Below are 17,972 nucleotides of genomic sequence, written 5' to 3'. Positions count from 1 at the left end.
GTATACGGCAACGTATCGAGGGTTCGAACCCCTCTCTCACCGCCACATTCCGAGAAGAGCCCGCATGAAAATGCGGGCTTTTTTTCGTCTGTAATTTGTCAATCCCCTCCAGTACAGGCAAAAAAGCCCGACCTTAAGTTCGGGCTTGCTCTTTCTAATCAGGCTTTTGCTTACTGAATCGCTTTCGTATCACGACGAAGAACACCGGAACAAAGAAGATGGCTAATAAGGTTGCTGATAGCATCCCGCCCATCACGCCTGTACCTACGGCGTTCTGCGCACCACTGCCCGCACCACGGCTTAATACCAGAGGCATTACTCCCAGAATAAATGCCAGTGACGTCATCAGGATAGGACGTAAGCGCATGCGCACTGCATCCAGCGTGGCTTCTAACAACCCCTTGCCTTCTTTATCCATCAAGTCTTTGGCGAACTCCACAATCAGAATGGCGTTCTTTGCCGACAGGCCGATAGTCGTCAGTAATCCCACCTGGAAATAAACGTCATTGTTCATGCCGCGCATTGCCGCAGCGAGTAGCGCCCCAACCACACCCAGCGGCACCACCAGCATCACCGAGAACGGTATTGACCAGCTTTCATAAAGCGCAGCAAGGCACAGGAACACCACCACCAAAGAGATGGCATACAGTGCGGGTGCCTGGTTTCCAGAAAGCCGTTCCTGATAGGACATTCCCGTCCAGTCGTAACCAATACCGGAAGGCAGTTTTGACGCTAATTGTTCCATTAATGCCATGGCCTCGCCGGTACTTTTACCCGGAGTTGCCTCACCCAGCAGTTCCATGGATGGCAAGCCGTTGTAGCGCTCCAGACGCGGGGATCCATACATCCAGTGCGATGAAGAAAATGCCGAAAACGGTGCCATCTGCCCGTTACTGCCGCGAACATAGAGATTGTTAATGTCCTGCGGGAGCATACGGAAGCGGGCATCCGCCTGCACATATACCTTCTTAACGCGACCATGATCGATAAAGTCGTTCACATAAGTGCCGCCCAACGCACTGGCAATCGTCTGGTTGATATCCTCAAGGCTAATGCCAAGGGACTGCGCTTTTTCCTGGTCAATTTCAAGTTTGTACTGCGGGGTATCTTCAAGCCCATTCGGACGAACACGCGTCAGCACATCGGGATGTTTAGCGACCATTCCCATCAATTGATTACGCGCCTGAGTGAGTTGCTGATGCCCAAGGTTAGCCTGGTCAATTAATTCAAAGTCAAAACCTGTTGCCGTACCCAGTTCAATAATGGCAGGCAAGTTAAACGGGAAAACCAACCCATCACGAATCTTGCTAAAGGTTTTAGTGGCGCGTTCAACAATAGCACCGACAGCATTTTCCTTACCGACGCGTTCCTCCCATGGCTTCAGGCTGATAAACGCCAGGCCGGAGTTCTGCCCCTGCCCGCTATAGCTAAAGCCATTAACGGTAAACACGGATTCAACGTTGGCCTTTTCGGTCTTCAGATAATAATTCGTTATCTGGTCGAGTACTTTCTGCGTTCTTTCCTGTGTCGCACCAGCGGGAAGTTGCACCATCGTCATAAACACGCCCTGGTCTTCTTCAGGCAGGAATGAGGTTGGCAAACGTAGGAATAAAACCGCCATCCCGGCAACAATAATCAGGTACAGCAGCAGATAGCGCCCGGTGTTGCGCAGGATATTGCTGACGCTGTCGGTGTAGTGATGAGCACTCTGGTTGAATTTATTATTAAACCAACCGAAGAAACCTGTTTTTTGATGGGCATTCGGTTCAATAGGCTTCAACAATGTGGCGCACAATGCAGGAGTTAAAATCAACGCAACCAGTACAGACAGCGCCATTGCCGAGACAATCGTAATGGAGAACTGGCGGTAAATAGCCCCCGTCGAACCGCCAAAGAATGCCATCGGAATAAACACCGCCGACAGCACCATGGCAATCCCCACCAGCGCGCCCTGAATCTGGCCCATCGATTTTTTGGTGGCCTCTTTTGGTGAGAGATGGTCTTCAACCATCACACGCTCAACGTTTTCCACCACCACAATCGCATCGTCCACCAACAAACCTATCGCCAATACCATACCGAACATGGTCAGCGTGTTTATCGAATAACCAAACGCGGAAAGAACGGCAAATGTTCCTAGCAGCACAACCGGTACGGCAATCGTCGGGATTAGGGTAGCGCGGAAATTTTGCAGGAAAAGGTACATCACCAGGAACACAAGGATAATGGCCTCGAACAGCGTTTTCACCACTTCATGAATGGAGATCTTCACAAATGGCGTGGTGTCGTATGGGTAAACTACCTTCATGCCTTGCGGGAAATAAGGTTGTAGCGAGGCCAATTTTGCCTTAATTCCGGCAGCGGTATCCAGCGCATTCGCACCGGTCGCAAGTTTAATACCCAGACCTGCTGCGGCCTGCCCATTAATCTTCGCCACGACGTTGTAATTTTCGCCACCCAGCTCAATGCGAGCCACATCGCTTAAATGCACTACCGAGCCATCCGGGTTCACTTTCAGCGTCACTTTCCCGAACTCGGCCGGATCGCGTAAGCGCGTTTGAGCAATAATCGAAGCATTAAGCTGCTGATTTTTAACTGCAGGCGTACCGCCCAGCTGCCCTGCGGCAACCTGGTCGTTCTGTATTTTAAGCTGACTAACCACGTCACCCGGATTGAGCTGATATTTGTTCAGCGCATCTGCATTCAACCAAATGCGCATCGCATACTGCGCACCAAACAGCTGCACATCCCCCACTCCATTGGTGCGGCTAATGGCATCTTTGATATTCGATGCCACATAGTCGGAAATATCATCCTGGGACAGTGCTGGGTTATCGGAGATAAACCCGGCAACCAGCAAAAAGCTGCTTGAGGATTTTTCTACGCTAATGCCCTGCTGCTGCACTTCTTGCGGCAGTAGCGGCATCGCCAGTTGCAGTTTGTTCTGCACCTGAACCTGGGCAATATCCGGGCTGGTACCTGATTTAAACGTCAGGGTAATGGTCACGCCGCCTGCGGAATCACTGGTGGAAGACATGTACATCAGGTTATCGATACCGTTCATGTTCTGTTCGATAACCTGCGTTACGGTGTCCTGCACTGTCTGCGCATCAGCACCCGGATAGGTTGCAGCCACCGCGACCGCCGGAGGTGCAATCGTCGGATACTGCGCGACAGGAAGCTTCAATATTGCAAGGGCACCCGCAATCATCAAAATGATCGCCAACACCCAGGCAAAGATCGGTCTATCAATAAAAAACTTAGCCATTTTGCGCGATACCTTAGTGTGTTTGAGCGGCAGCGCTATCTGGTACTATCTGTACCGCAACCCCAGGTCGAACACGTTGAAGGCCGCTGACAATAATTTTATCGCCAGGCTTAACGCCCTTCGTTACCAGCCATTGATCACCCATCGCCTGTGGCGCAGTCACTTCACGAACTTGTGCTTTATTGTTTTTGTCGACCACCAACACCGTTGCATCACCGCGAGGGTTACGCGTCACCCCCTGTTGCGGCACTAACATCGCTTCAGGCTGGATACCCTCGTCAATTTTTGCCCGCACATACATACCCGGCAGTAATTGATGCTGCGGATTCGGGAATACTGCGCGCAGGGTAATAGAACCTGTAGTCTGATCGACCGTTACATCAGAAAACTCCAACTGGCCGTTTAGCGGATAAGGCTGTCCATCTTCCATCATCAGTTGCACCGCAGTTTTGCCGTTCACTTTTTGCAAGCTTCCCTGCAAAACCGCCTGCTTCAACTGCATAAAATCATTGCTGGATTGGGTTACATCCACATAAATCGGGTCGAGTTGCTGAACGGTTGCCATTGATGAAGCCTGACCATTGGTGACTAGCGCCCCTTCGGTGACATTCGATTTACCAATCAGCCCATCAATTGGCGAGGTGACTTTGGTATAAGCCAAATTAATGCGCGCGTTTTCAACGTCAGCTTTTGCCGCTTTCACTTGCGCATCCGCTTGCTGGGCAGTAGCCACAGCCTGATCGTATTCTTGTTGGCTAATGTATTTTGTACCGAGTAACGGTAGATAACGTTTTACGGTTAAATGCGCGATGTTCGCAGCCGCTTGTGCTTTGGCAAGCGCACCTTGCGCACTATTCCAGGTTGCCTGATAAGGTGCGGGATCAATCTGATAAAGAGAATTTCCCGCGACGATATCGCTGCCTTCAACAAAGTTGCGCTTCAGGATGATACCGCTTACCTGTGGGCGAACTTCCGCCACACGGAAGGCATCGGTACGTCCAGGAAGTTCAGTCGTCACAGCTAACGGGGCGGCTTTAACGGTATAAACATTGACTTGTGGCGCAGACGCTTGCGCCTTTTCATCACCTTTATCATTACAACCCGTTAAGACTCCTGCCGCTAATAACAGTACGGAGGGCAGGATGATGAACTCACCATATTTCTTCATTACGATTCCTTAAAGCATCACTCTTAAAGTAAAAATTTGCCAACGGAGGAGAATTACGAAGCCCTCCGACAGCGTATTCTTGTTATTTCGTCTTACTAAAACGGCGGCTTATCACGACGAAAAATACCGGGACAAAGAAAACCGCCAGCAGCGTAGCGGAAATCATTCCGCCCATTACGCCTGTGCCTACCGCATTCTGTGCGCCGCTCCCCGCACCACTACTGATAACCAGCGGCATCACGCCGAGAATGAATGCCAGCGAAGTCATCAGGATCGGGCGCAAGCGCATACGCACCGCATCAAGCGTGGCTTCGATTAACCCTTTACCTTCTTTGTCCATCAGGTCTTTGGCGAACTCGACAATCAAGATCGCGTTCTTCGCCGACAGGCCGATGGTGGTCAACAGCCCGACCTGGAAATAAACGTCGTTATTCAAACCGCGCAATGAAGCAGCAAGCAGCGCCCCGACGACACCCAGTGGCACCACCAGCATGACGGAGAAAGGAATTGACCAGCTCTCATACAACGCGGCCAGGCAGAGGAAAACGACTAATAAAGAGATGGCATAAAGCGCCGGAGCCTGGTTGCCAGACAGTCGTTCCTGATACGACATCCCGGTCCAGTCAAAGCCGATTCCGGCGGGTAATTTCGCCGCCAGATGTTCCATCAGCAGCATCGCTTCACCGGTGCTTTTGCCCGGTGTTGCTTCACCAAGAATTTCCATAGAAGGCAAACCGTTGTAGCGTTCAAGACGCGGCGAACCATAAATCCAGTGCGCACTGGCAAAGGCAGAGAATGGCACCATTTGCCCGGAACTTGCCCGCACGTACCAGTTATTGACATCCTGCGGCAACATGCGCCCGGACGCTCGTCCCTGGAGGTAAACTTTTTTCACACGCCCGTTGTCGATGAAATCGTTGACATAAGTGCTACCAAGGCCTGTAGCAATGGTCTGGTTAATATCGGAAATGCTGACACCCAGCGACTGCGCCTTTTCCTGATCGATTTCCAGCTTAAATTGCGGTGTATCTTCAAGCCCGTTAGGGCGAACGCGTACCAGCAAATCCGGGCGTTTTGCAATAGCACCCAATAGCTGGTTTCGCGCCTGTGTCAGCCCTTTATGACCAAGGCTTGCCTGGTCAATCAATTCGAAGTCGAAACCCGTCGCCGTCCCCAGTTCAGTTATCGCCGGCAGGTTAAAGGCGAAAACCATCCCATCATGAATTTGACTAAATGCACGCGTTGCACGGCCAACAATGGCGGTCACTTCGTTCTCTTTGCCAGGGCGTTTACCCCAATATTTCAGACGCACAAACGCCAGGCCGTTGTTCTGGCCTTTGCCGCTGAAACTGAAACCGTTAACCGTAAAGACCGATTCAACGTTGGCGGATTCTTTAGTCAGATAGTAATGGGTAATCTGATCCATGATTTTCTCAGTTCTGGCCTGAGTTGCCCCAGCGGGCAGAGTTACCATAGTAAGGAAAACGCCTTGATCTTCTTCCGGTAAAAATGAAGTGGGCAAATGCAGGAACAGCGCCGCCATACCCGCAACAATGAGGGCATAAAGCAGCATATAGCGGCCGGTGCGGCGCAAAATCAGTTTTACGCTGTCTGTGTAATGATGTGTGCTTTGCTCAAAGCGGGCATTAAACCAGCCGAACAATCCACTGGTTTTACCGTGGCTACCTTTAGCGACAGGCTTGAGCAATGTGGCGCACAGCGCGGGCGTCAGGATCAGAGCAACCAGTACGGAAAGTGCCATTGCAGAAACAATCGTAATAGAGAACTGGCGATAGATAACGCCGGTTGAGCCGCCGAAAAATGCCATCGGAATAAACACCGCCGACAGCACCATCGCAATCCCAACCAGCGCACCTTGTATTTGCCCCATCGACTTTTGTGTCGCTTCTTTCGGTGGCAGCCCTTCCTCCACCATTACACGCTCGACGTTTTCCACCACCACAATGGCATCGTCCACCAGCAAGCCTATCGCCAGGACCATGCCGAACATCGTCAATGTATTAATGGAATAACCAAACGCAGCAAGGATGGAGAAGGTACCCAACAGCACGACGGGTACGGCAATGGTAGGGATAAGCGTGGCACGGAAGTTTTGTAAAAACAGATACATCACCAGGAATACCAACACGATGGCTTCCAGCAAGGTTTTGAATACTTCGCGAATTGAGATTTTGACAAACGGCGTTGTGTCGTAGGTATAGACCACGCTCAACCCGTGGGGGAAATAAGGTTTTAGCCGGGCCATTTGCGCCTGTACCGCCTTCGCGGTATCCAACGCATTGGCGCCCGTAGCTAATTTTATCCCCAGACCCGCGGCAGGTTTGCCGTTGTAACGGGCGATGACATTGTAGTTTTCACCGCCCAGCTCAATGCGCCCAACATCGTGCAATTCAACTTTGGCACCGTCCGGTTTCACTTTGAGCAAGATATGCCCAAACTGCTCCGGGTCACGCAAACGAGTCTGAGCAATAATAGAAGCATTGAGCTGTTGGCCCGCAATTGCGGGTGTACCACCGAGTTGCCCAGCAGCCACTTGCGCATTCTGCGTTTTTATCTGGTTAATCACGTCAAGCGTAGTTAACTGGTATTTATTCAGCAGATTTGGGTCTAACCAGATGCGCATCGCGTATTGCGCGCCGAATAGCTGCACATCCCCTACCCCCGCAGTACGGCTAATAGGGTCTTTGATATTAGAGGAAATATAGTCAGCAATATCGTCCTGACTCATGCTGCCATCCTGAGAGATAAAACCGGCAACCATCAGGAAGCTACTGGAGGATTTCTTCACACTAATCCCCTGTTGCTGTACTTCTTGTGGCAACAAAGGCATGGCGAGCTGAAGTTTATTTTGCACCTGAACCTGTGCGATATCCGGATCGGTGCCAGATTTAAAGGTCAGCGTCACGGTCACACTACCCGAAGCATCGCTGGTAGAGGACATGTACATCAGGTTATCCAGGCCGTTCATGTTCTGTTCGACAACCTGCGTTACCGTATCCTGAACGGTACTGGCGTCCGCACCCGGGTAGGTTGCGTTAATGGCAACCGCAGGTGGTGCGATTGTCGGGTACTGCGCCACCGGCAAGTTGATGATGGACAGCACACCTGCCAACATCAATATAATCGCCAGCACCCAGGCAAATATGGGGCGCTCGATAAAAAACTTCGCCATGCAAGAATTTCCCTGTAAACGGTTTAACTCTGTAAATGGATATAGAGAACCGAAGCTTAACAGAGGGTTTATCGATTAATTATTCATTGCTGTATGTATAATCCTATATTCCACCACTAGACATAAAAAAAATTAAAGCACATAATAATTCGCACTTTAATTAGGCAAACTAATATTATAAAAATAATATTTACACTTGTTAATTCTTGTAACTAATATCCACAAAGAGTTAATTCACTATGGCACGCAAAACAAAAATTGAAGCGTTAAAAACGCGTCAGCATCTGATTGATGTTGCTATCACATTATTTGCTAAAAATGGTGTGTCTAGCACCACGCTTGGCGACATAGCCGATGCGGCGGGCATGACACGTGGCGCGATTTACTGGCACTTTGATAGCAAGGTTTCATTATTTAATGAAATATGGAATATCCAGCCTTGTATCTCTTTGGAAATTAGAAGAAAACTTAAATCTCAAATTCATGATAATGACCTACAGTTTTTACGTGAGATCATCGTTGAAACATTAAAAATCATTTCCACAGACCGCCGCCAGTATGAGTTATTACAAATTCTTTACCATACGTGCGAATTTAATGGGGAAATGTATTCTGAGCGCGAAATAAGAGAGCGGCTTTGGTTTAACCGCGAAAGAATGAGAAAATTATTACGCAGTTGTATTTCAAAAGGTCAAATTCCTGTTAATACCAATATCGAACTGACGATCACCATTATCCAGGGTTATCTCAGTGGTATTATCAAAAACTGGCTGATGCAGCCTGAGAATCTCAATCTTTATGAGCAGGCACCTGAAGTGGTGGACAATCTTTTCCTGATGCTAACGAAATCAGCGTAATAAAAAGGGCAATAGCGTTATGCCATTGCCCTTCGGTTTTGTAGGTCGGATTAGCGTAAACGCCATCCGACAAAACCATTCATAGGTCTTTAAACGTCCCCAAGCGATAACCCCGTTCTGCAATCGCATATTTAAGCGAGGCTGCGGTCAGTACATCGAGTTCTGCGAGGCGTGGGTAGCAGTATTTGCTCGCAAGAATCGTGTTATCAATAAAGGAAGGATGACACATTATTTCTAACGATTGCTCGCCACGTGCCATTGCACGATCAAGCGTATCGAGGAACAATGTTTCTGAAATTTCATCGCCATAAAAGCCACTATCAAAACCCTGAGCAGTTTTTACCACCTGACACTCTAACCCACCCGGTATTGCAGCATCGTAGTCAAAACGGAGCGCAACACCCTTCTCTTTGGCAAAAGCTTCAACGATTGGATAGATTTGCGGGATCATATGCGCATGGTGATGGCTGTCGATATGCGTAGGTGCACGACCAAACAATTCGATAAATCTCGCAAACTGGCATGCCAGCTCTTGCTCAATTTCCGCCAGCGGTAGCGTGCCTTCTTCTGCTCGCTGCCAAATCCATTTCCCCAATTCACCCTTTTCATCTACAAGCCCTGGCATAGCAGACAATGGGCGACCTAGCGTCAAAACAAAGTGCATCCCTACTGCAAGTCCTGGATGTTTGGCGCTTAGCGCAACGGCGTGTTCGATACCTGAAGCGTTAACCATGGCGGTGGTCGAAGTCACCACGCCATTGGTGAAGGCGTCGATAATTCCGTAATTTTGCGCCTTACATAGCCCAAAATCGTCCGCGTTAACAATTAATAACTTATCCATTGTCGCCTCGGTAAGCTGCCTTCCCTTTTCCGGGAAGGCTTCAGTTATTTATTATTTCAGTGCAGCGATAGCCTGCGTGAAGTTTGGCAAATTAGCTTCATGCGCCAGCAACATGTCACGGGCAATTTTCTCAGCATCTTTATCAGAATGAATCAGCGGACTTAAATTGAGTGCCAGCAGAACATCGTTAAAGTTACCACTCAGAGCGGCTTCACTTGCTGCAACCTCAAACCCTTTAATGGTGTAAATCAGGCCCAGCACTTTCTCATCAAAATGTGTGATGCGCGGAGTCGGTGTTGCACCATCGCGACCAATAGTACAGGTCACTTCAATTGCCCAGTCAGCAGGAATGTTATCAATATGGCCGTGATGCGGCACGTTGACGTAATGCTCACTTTGCTTGTCGTTGTAGATGTCGCTTATCACTTCACAGGCGGCGTCAGAATAGTAAGCTCCACCGCGCAATTCCAGCTCTTTTGGCTTCACGTTCAGCGCAGGATCTTTGTAAAGCTCGAACAGTTGTTTCTCCACTTTCTGCACAACTGTTGCGCGCGCGCCACCTTTGTAGAACTCGCCCATTTCGATTGCCAGCATCTCTTTTTGCTTAAAGTAATACAGCAAGTAAGAGCACGGCAACAAACGCAGAGAGCGGATGAGGCCTTCGCTAAATGGCAGGTCAAAGATGTTTTTCACCGAGCCCGCAGTCAGCGTACCAGACGCCACGCCATCCAGCAGTTCATCAAAGCGGGAGGTACCGTTAACCAGAACGTCTTTGATGAACACCATGTGGTTCAGACCGAACAAGTCGATATTCAATTCATCTTTTGGATCGAGTTTTAGCACATCTTTAATGAACATTTTCATGCCCACCGGGATGTTACAAACACCGATGAACTTTTTGAAATCCGTGTGACGATAAACCGCTTCAGTCACCATACCGGCCGGGTTGGTAAAGTTGATAACCCAGGCGTTCGGGCAAATTTCTTTCACATCTTCGATAATGTCGAAAATCACTGGAATAGTACGCAGACCTTTGAACAGGCCGCCTGCACCGTTGGTTTCCTGGCCTAAATAGCCGTAGCTTAACGGGATACGCTCATCAAGTTCACGGGCTTTAAGTTGCCCAACACGTAATTGCGTCGTCACGAAATCGGCATCAACCAAGGCTTCACGGCGATTGAGGGTCTTATACAGTGCAATCGGCACACCCGCGCGCTCAACCATACGCAAGCAAAGATCAAAGATAATATCTTGTTTCTCTTTACCCGCCTCAACATCAACCAGCCATAATTCACTAATTGGCAATTCATCGTAACGTTTAATAAAACCTTCGAGTAATTCAGGTGTATAGCTGCTACCACCACCGATTGTGACGACTTTCAATTTTTTACTCATAGGGACTCCGGTACAAGTTTATTGCACTGTAATTAAGACAGCGACATATCCATTTGGGGCGTAAATGTATTATTGAAGGCTATTGCCGTCATTATATTACGGGGTTAATTACCAACCTTCACTAATACATATACAGATTATTTAATACTGTATAATTTCTTCCGATAATGTTGCGGTGTAAATGACGTTAGCTTTTTAAAGTTTTTAATAAACATACTGGCGCTACTGTAACCTGACTCAAAAGCAATATCGGTGACAGAAAAGTTGGTGATCTCCAGTTGTTTCTTGGCAAAATCAATTCTTATCTCATTGATAATTTGCATTGGTGTTTTACCATAATGGCGTTGTGTGGCACGGGTTAGATATTCCTGCGACTTACCGGACAACTCAACCATATTCACTAAGGCTTTATCACCAAACATCGCCTTGCCATGCATCTGTTCGACGGTATTTTTAAGCCAGGCAGGAATATCACCTCCTGACTCTGATTCTTTATGATGGCGCAGGCGATTTACAATATAAAACGTCACCATCTCCAGAAATTCACTAAACTCACCTTGCCGGAAATTTAATGAGGCAGTCACAGATTCAATATAAGCCAGGAATTCATTCTTAATTTGATAAACCTGTGAAGCAATAAAATATGCCGGAAATAACGGTAAATAATGCTGTTCAAAAAAAGCCTTGCTGATACCGACATTCAGAATCCGGGTTGCACCAAAATCATAAAAACTTTGATGATAGGAACCCAATGGAATGAAAACAAAACTTCCTCTTTCCAGCAGCACGCGTTTACCGTTTATTTCCTGATAATAACGTCCTGTTAGCACTACCGTGAATTCGTAATAATCATGCTGGTGTAGCCCGGAGACACTTTCGACTTTATTGTGGATGAACATGTGGAAATGTTGACCATCAAAAAGTTGACTCTCGCGTGCCGTATTGATTTCCATACTGATTACCGGTGGCTGCATAAGGACTCCAACTTATTTTATTTTTTCGTGAAGCTCAATAAGTTCTGTGACTAACTCACGCGCCAGCATGGAAGTCATCAGGTGATCCTGCGCATGAACCAGCACCAGGCTAACCTTGGTTTTGCCTTCGCCCTGGTCACCTTCAATCAGTTTGGTCTGAACCAGATGTGCTTCATTGAGTGCCAAACGCGATTGTGCCATTAATTCTTTAGCTTGCTCAAAATCACCAGTTTTAGCGATTTTCAGTGCGGCATAAGCCAGGCTGCGAGCTTGTCCTGAGTTTATGATTAAGCCCATCACCACTTCTTCAAGATCATCTGCGACTACTTCATCTTCTACTACTGTGTCCAGATCAAACATCAAACTCTCCCTAAAATCTTTGTGGTAACGGTTGGGGACAACCTTGCGCTATCCCCAACCAATTTTATTTAAAATTTCAGTGCGTTAGCGATATCTTCTTCGCTCTCTTCTTTTTCAATTACAGCCTGTGCTTTGTTAGACAGGATAACGAATGGAATGTACACACAGGTTGCGACACCCAGGTTAAACAGCGCAACTAACAGAGCCGCGATACTACCGTTACTGTTAAAGAAAGCGCCCAAACCGGTAGGCATTGTCCACGGAGCCAGGTTAGTGACCGGTGGAATAATTCCCAGTGAGTAAGCCGCGAGTGTAATGGCTGCCAGGATAGGTTGAACCAGTACAAACGGGATGAACATAACTGGGTTCATGATGATTGGCAGACCGAACAGGATAGGTTCGTTAATCTGGAAGATGCCTGATGGCAGTGCCAGTTTCGCAACCTGACGATGATCTGCACGGCGTGACACCGTGAAGATGGCAATAATCAAGCCCAGTGTCGCACCAGAACCACCCAACAGGATGTAGGAGTCGAGCATTGGTTTAGCCCAGAAGTGGAAGGTTTTACCTGCGTCAATCGCAGCTTGCACCGAGCCATACTGGTTGTAGATAGCGATGTTTTCCAACGCCCATGGGGTCATGATGCCGTTGTCCAGCGCGGTAAGCGCCAATGAACCGTGCACACCAAAGAACCACAGCAGGGAGTTGAAGATGACATACGCCCAGCCCACTACTGCACCCATCGACGCCAGAGGCGTTGAGATTGAATCCATAATGATCTGGTGGAAGTTGCTACCATGATTGGCCAGCATCCAGGAAATAATCCCGAAGATAGACAGGATAATAAAGCCTGGAATTAATGCAGAGAACGAACGCGATACCGATGTCGGCACACTATCTGGTAATGTAATAACCCAATTGCGGCGGATAACAAAAGTAAATAGCTCCGCGACAACCAGACCAATAACAATACCGGAAATTATATTCTGACCACCTAACCAGTTAGCACCGACAGCATAAGCTTCACCAACGCTATATGGAGTCACGGTCATAAATGCTGCAACGGATAATAAGCCCGCCGCAAGTGGATCAACCTTGCGTTCCTCAGCAAGCGCCATACCAATGAAAAAAGGAGCCATTAGCGACATAATACCCAATGTGCCGTTATACACATTGCCGCCAATGGCTTTTAACCCATTAAGGGTTTCAATGGTCGAGGGATCTAAGCGAATACCTAAGGAGTAGAAAAAGGAACCGGCGCCAAAACTCAGAAAGACGTTATTGATTAAAACAAACATGGCCCCGGCAAGGGTCAATGGCATTAATTTGATGAAACCATTTTTAATTGCGTTGACGTGCGGTTGCTTCCCTATTTTTACAGCGAATGGAAGCAGTACCTTTTCAAGTGAATCAATGACTTTACTCATTTGTTATTTCCTTTATTGCCGCAAGTGTCTTGCGGCCAGGTTGTGTAAGGTCGTTCTTTGACGGAAAAATAAAACAAGAAAAAATAAATTAACTATTTGCTGCCTTTTTGATCGATGCGACTGCTGCTTTCAGCACGCCTAATCCATCAATTTTGCCGTACATTGCTGAATCAATAACTTCTACAGTTTTGCCCGGTAATACTTTTTTAATCTCAGGAAGCATGTAAGCAATTTGCGGCCCAAGTAATACCAGATCTGCGTCTTTACCTTTTTCAGCAGCCAGGGTTTCTGGCCACGCTTCAATAACAACTGGCACTTCGTACTTTTCTGCCTGCGCCTTCATTTTTGATACCAGTAACGAGGTGGACATTCCGGCAGAACAAAATAGGTAGATACGTTTCTTTGTCATAATAGGTTCCTCACGTTGCAACAGCCTGCATGTCGGATATCAGTTCAACCCACGCCAGCAAAAGTGACTCATTGGAAAGTTCTGATTGTTTCTTGTTGGAAGAAGTATACGGCATCGCTTTGGCGGGGAATAATTTCGTGGAACCTAAAATTGTCTCTCCTTGACCATCTGTTTTGATAGCCTTCACATTTTGGGTAAATAATTCGCGCAAAGAAAAAAGCCCAAACAGAGTTTGGGCTTTACAAATCTATTACACCAGAAATCAATCGTAGGCATTCAACGTGCGCTGGCAAAGGGCCGAGCGCACACAATCTTGTTTGCCAAAACGAATAATACCTATCATTTCATCTTCTTCAAAACGCGCCAGCGCATCGCTCAGACCGGACTGAACACCCCGTGGCAAATCGCATTGAGTGATATCACCATTGACGATGACCGTCACGTTTTCCCCAAGGCGCGTTAAGAACATTTTCATTTGCGCTGCGGTGACATTCTGCGCCTCATCCAGAATAACTACCGCATTTTCAAAGGTACGTCCGCGCATGTAGGCGAACGGTGCGATCTCTACTTTGCCGATTTCGGGACGCAGGCAGTACTGCATGAAAGACGACCCTAAACGACGCACCAGGATGTCATAAACCGGGCGGAAATAAGGGGCGAATTTTTCCGAAATATCTCCAGGTAAGAAGCCGAGATCTTCGTCAGCTTGCAGAACTGGACGGGTAACAATGATCCTGTCGACATCCTTATGTATCAGGGCCTCTGCGGCTTTCGCCGCACTGATATACGTTTTGCCGCACCCAGCTTCACCGGTGGCGAATATCAGCTGTTTTTTCTCGATGGCGTTAAGATAGTGCTCCTGAGCCTCATTTCGCGCCGCTATTGGTGAATTATCACGGCAATCCCTTGCCATACCGATAGATTCAACGCCGCTCATCTGCACAAGCGATGTGACCGATTCTTCTTCACGTTGTTTATGGCTACGCGAATCCCGTCTCAGCACACGTTTTGCTTCACGACGAGCTTTGATCACTGCTTTCTGTCTTCCCATGGATGGCACCTTACAGTTGGTTTCATTTCCCGCGTCACTACTCAGGGCGCGATTATGCTTACTAACGGATGAGGTTTGGCTTCCTTTTAAGCCAGGAACTGCCGGTTGAGAGGATGCACCAGTTAGACGAACAACGCCGCTTAGCGCATCGTTAACACTTTGAGTTGTTGTGGATTGAGGATTTTTAGCGGTGAAGATAGCGAAGCCGGAGGAGATGCCTCCGCGCTGGTTTATGCGGGTAAGATATTTGTTCAGCCGTCCAGTACAGGACCCTACCATTCGCGATCTCCAATGTGATTAAGATTCACAGCCGGGAACTACCGCTCGTGCTTTAAGTACATCAAATTTTATCTTAATTGCAACACTTATTTTACTTTAATTCAACATTCACGCTTCGTCACGCGTTAATCAATTTTATGACATAAAAATATTACACTTTTATATCAACGGTATAGTCATAGGGGAATTGGATGATTACTAGACAGGCAAATTGTTAGCAAATGAAAAGTTAGCAGGGAAATGAATTGATGTTTTAGGTGGGTGCAGGACACCCTCACCTTTCAGGGTGAGGGGGAAAACGCTACAGACTAAGCCTCTAACAGCCCCTGCCCTAAATAATGCTGATTGTCTTTCACGCCCGGGAAAACGAAGAAATACCCGCCGCCAATGGGCTTCACGTACTCCTCAAGCGCTTCACCATTAAGCCGCTTCTGTACTGCCAGAAACCCTTTTTCCAGGTCATGCTGGAAGCAGACAAACAGTAATCCCATATCCAACTGACCAGATTTGGAAACACCCAGCGAATAACTATAGCCACGGCGCATCATCAGGTTTGACTGCGTTTCTTTGGTACGCGGATTTGCCAGGCGAATATGGGCATCCAGCGCAATCACGTTGCCGTCCGGGTCGGCCGCATAGTCAGGCTCATCGTGTTCGTTTTTCATGCCTAGTGGCGCGCCACTGTGCTTATCACGACCAAAAATAGTCTGCTGTTCTTTAAGCGGCGTTCGGTCCCAGGACTCAACATGGAACTGAATAATACGCACCGCCTGATAGCTGCCACCGACAGTCCATGTAGGCTCCTGTTGGTTTGGCGTCACCCACACTACGTCATCCATCAGCGGTTTATCGTTGCTGTTCGGATTCGCCGTCCCGTCTTTAAACCCTAACAGGTTGATAGGCGTTTCTTTGCCACGACTGCGCGCCGCATGGTTGGAAATAAATCCTTCCCGCTTCCAGCGCACACTTAGCAAATCCGGCGTGTGTTTAATGATATCGCGCAAAGCATGGATGACCGTGTCGGCAGTATTAGCACAAATTTGCAGCAGCAAATCTCCGTGACATAAGCTTGCATCCAGCGAATCATTCGCGAAGCGTTCCATCTTTTGCAGCTTTTTCGGCACTTGCCCTTTCAGGCCAAAACGTTCATCAAACAGCGATGTTCCCGCAGACAACGTGATGGTCAGGTTATCAGGGTAAATCTGCGCACCCAGAATCCCGGAGTCCATCGGTGGCATACGCGGATTTGGAGTATCCGGTGCAGGCCCACCCGTGGTGAGGAAATCAAAGCGTGCGGTCAATAATTTAAGCAAACGCTCAAGATCAGCTTTGTCACTGGCCAGCACATCAAAGGCAACCAACATCATTGCCGCTTGTTGTGGCGTGAGCACACCCGCTTGATGCACACCGTAAAACGGCTGTTTTTCCATGCGGGCATCAGGCGGTAATGTTCCCGGCGAGGTTTCTTGTTTTGCGGCATGCGCAACCGGGCAACCGCCAGTAACGGCAAGAGCACCACCCAGCGCACCCAGGCTTTTCAGCAACCGACGGCGCGCCGGTTGATGCGCGCCGTGTTTAGTTTTTTCGTTCATCGAACTTAGTCCAGACCCAGCACGCCACGCAGTTGCGACAAATCTTCCGCCAGTGCAGTTACCGGCCCTTTCAGAGCATTACGGTCAGCATCAGTCAGTTTGTCGTAAGTCTCGTAACCGTCTTTGGTGCGATATTTTGCCAAAATGGTGTCGACTTTCTTGAAGTTGGCATCCACTTTCGCCAGTAACGGTGCGTTGTCTTTGGTCAGTAAAGGACGCAGCAAGTTAACGATTTTCTGTGCGCCATCAACGTTTGCCTGGAAGTCCCACAGGTCGGTGTGGCTGTAACGATCTTCTTCACCGCTGATTTTGCTGGCTGCCACTTCTTCAATCAGACCCGCAGCCCCGCCGACAACTTTGCTCGGTGGGAAGGCCAGTTCAGAAATGCGTGTTTGCAGATCCAACACATCGGTATTCAACTGATCGGCATATTTTTCCATGCCTTTGGTGGAATTATCACCAAACAGAGCTTTTTCCAGACGGTGGAAACCTGTGAATTTAGGATCGTTAGCTTTCTGTTCGTAGTCATCTTCACGGGCATCAATGCTGCCGTCCAGGTCGGAGAACAGCTCAGCGATAGGTTCGATGCGCTCGTAATGCTGGCGCGTTGGTGCATACAGAGATTTAGCTTTTTCGATATCACCCGCTTTCACCGCATCGGTAAAGGCTTTAGTGCTTTTGACCAGTTCAGCCACTTCCGCTGTCACGTATGCTTTGTATTCGGTAATTGGCCCGGTTAACGCCATCAGGTCGTTCTTCGGTGCTGCCTGGTCACCCGCCGCTTTAACGATAAGCTTGCCTTTTGGATTGCTGAGCAAACCACATGTCATATCGTATTCGCCCGCTTGCAGGTTAGCTGTCATTTTCTGCGAGAAACCTGGTGCGATGTTTTCACGCTCTTCAACCACCATCACGCCTTTGAGAATCTCCCACTCCAGCGCTTTTTGGCTATTGTTCTGGATAATGAACTGGGTTTTACCGGCGTTAACCGTAATGTTCATAGGTTCGCACTGTTTATCCGTCACAGTGACTTTTACCTGTGGAACATCAGCAGCTTGAGCAGCAAAGGCAGAGGAAGCAAGCGCAAACAACGCGGCGTGCAACGCCTTACGACGAAAATGTGTAGTCATGGCCAATCCCTTTAAAAATTTAGTATGT

Annotated in this window: 13 protein-coding genes; 1 reads left to right on the top strand and 12 read right to left on the bottom strand. The window is 48.3% G+C overall.

Features of this window, described 5'->3' with window-relative positions:
* Nucleotides 1–154: 154 nt before the first annotated feature.
* From FH968_RS06595 to FH968_RS06585, 3 genes are all read right to left on the bottom strand, one after another.
* Nucleotides 155–3,268, bottom strand: a complete 3,114-nt coding sequence (locus FH968_RS06595; RefSeq protein ID WP_139878342.1) for an efflux RND transporter permease subunit — start codon at nucleotides 3,266–3,268, stop codon at nucleotides 155–157.
* A gap of 13 nt (nucleotides 3,269–3,281) precedes the next feature.
* Complete coding sequence (locus FH968_RS06590; RefSeq protein ID WP_139878341.1) at nucleotides 3,282–4,436, bottom strand: efflux RND transporter periplasmic adaptor subunit; 1,155 nt, start codon at nucleotides 4,434–4,436, stop codon at nucleotides 3,282–3,284.
* 82 nt (nucleotides 4,437–4,518) lie between these two features.
* Entirely contained in the window at nucleotides 4,519–7,629 is a 3,111-nt protein-coding gene (locus FH968_RS06585; RefSeq protein ID WP_139878340.1) for an efflux RND transporter permease subunit, read from the bottom strand.
* 239 nt (nucleotides 7,630–7,868) lie between these two features.
* Here FH968_RS06585 and FH968_RS06580 point away from each other — a divergent pair, with 239 nt between their 5' ends.
* The gene (locus FH968_RS06580; protein WP_139878339.1) at nucleotides 7,869–8,486 is read left to right on the top strand and encodes a TetR family transcriptional regulator; all 618 of its coding nucleotides are present in this window, start codon (nucleotides 7,869–7,871) and stop codon (nucleotides 8,484–8,486) included.
* A gap of 79 nt (nucleotides 8,487–8,565) precedes the next feature.
* Here FH968_RS06580 and chbG read toward each other — a convergent pair whose 3' ends face one another.
* From chbG to efeO, 9 genes are all read right to left on the bottom strand, one after another.
* Nucleotides 8,566–9,327, bottom strand: a complete 762-nt coding sequence (gene chbG, locus FH968_RS06575) for a chitin disaccharide deacetylase (protein ID WP_139878338.1) — start codon at nucleotides 9,325–9,327, stop codon at nucleotides 8,566–8,568.
* Between the two features lie 51 nt (nucleotides 9,328–9,378).
* On the bottom strand, nucleotides 9,379–10,722 hold the full coding sequence (locus tag FH968_RS06570) for a 6-phospho-beta-glucosidase (RefSeq protein WP_139878337.1): 1,344 nt from the start codon (nucleotides 10,720–10,722) through the stop codon (nucleotides 9,379–9,381).
* Nucleotides 10,723–10,859: 137 nt separating this feature from the next.
* Nucleotides 10,860–11,696, bottom strand: a complete 837-nt coding sequence (gene chbR / locus FH968_RS06565) for a transcriptional regulator ChbR (protein ID WP_139878336.1) — start codon at nucleotides 11,694–11,696, stop codon at nucleotides 10,860–10,862.
* Between the two features lie 12 nt (nucleotides 11,697–11,708).
* Nucleotides 11,709–12,056, bottom strand: coding sequence for a PTS N,N'-diacetylchitobiose transporter subunit IIA (gene chbA / locus FH968_RS06560; protein WP_139878335.1), 348 nt, complete (start codon nucleotides 12,054–12,056; stop codon nucleotides 11,709–11,711).
* Between the two features lie 68 nt (nucleotides 12,057–12,124).
* Nucleotides 12,125–13,483 (bottom strand): PTS N,N'-diacetylchitobiose transporter subunit IIC, encoded by a 1,359-nt coding sequence (chbC, locus tag FH968_RS06555; protein ID WP_139878334.1) that lies wholly within the window; start codon nucleotides 13,481–13,483, stop codon nucleotides 12,125–12,127.
* 88 nt (nucleotides 13,484–13,571) lie between these two features.
* Complete coding sequence (locus FH968_RS06550) at nucleotides 13,572–13,892, bottom strand: PTS sugar transporter subunit IIB (protein WP_139878333.1); 321 nt, start codon at nucleotides 13,890–13,892, stop codon at nucleotides 13,572–13,574.
* 262 nt (nucleotides 13,893–14,154) lie between these two features.
* The gene (phoH, locus tag FH968_RS06545; RefSeq protein WP_189389021.1) at nucleotides 14,155–14,943 is read right to left on the bottom strand and encodes a phosphate starvation-inducible protein PhoH; all 789 of its coding nucleotides are present in this window, start codon (nucleotides 14,941–14,943) and stop codon (nucleotides 14,155–14,157) included.
* A 587-nt stretch (nucleotides 14,944–15,530) separates the two neighbouring features.
* Nucleotides 15,531–16,814 (bottom strand): iron uptake transporter deferrochelatase/peroxidase subunit, encoded by a 1,284-nt coding sequence (efeB, locus tag FH968_RS06540; RefSeq protein WP_139878331.1) that lies wholly within the window; start codon nucleotides 16,812–16,814, stop codon nucleotides 15,531–15,533.
* A 5-nt stretch (nucleotides 16,815–16,819) separates the two neighbouring features.
* Nucleotides 16,820–17,944, bottom strand: coding sequence for an iron uptake system protein EfeO (gene efeO, locus FH968_RS06535; protein ID WP_139878330.1), 1,125 nt, complete (start codon nucleotides 17,942–17,944; stop codon nucleotides 16,820–16,822).
* Nucleotides 17,945–17,972: the final 28 nt, after the last annotated feature.

It is taken from the genome of Buttiauxella sp. B2, assembly GCF_006376615.1.
In the GTDB taxonomy this organism is placed as follows: domain Bacteria; phylum Pseudomonadota; class Gammaproteobacteria; order Enterobacterales; family Enterobacteriaceae; genus Buttiauxella.
Note: the sequence above shows the minus strand (reverse complement) of the source record. Positions and strands in the feature narration are given on the sequence as shown.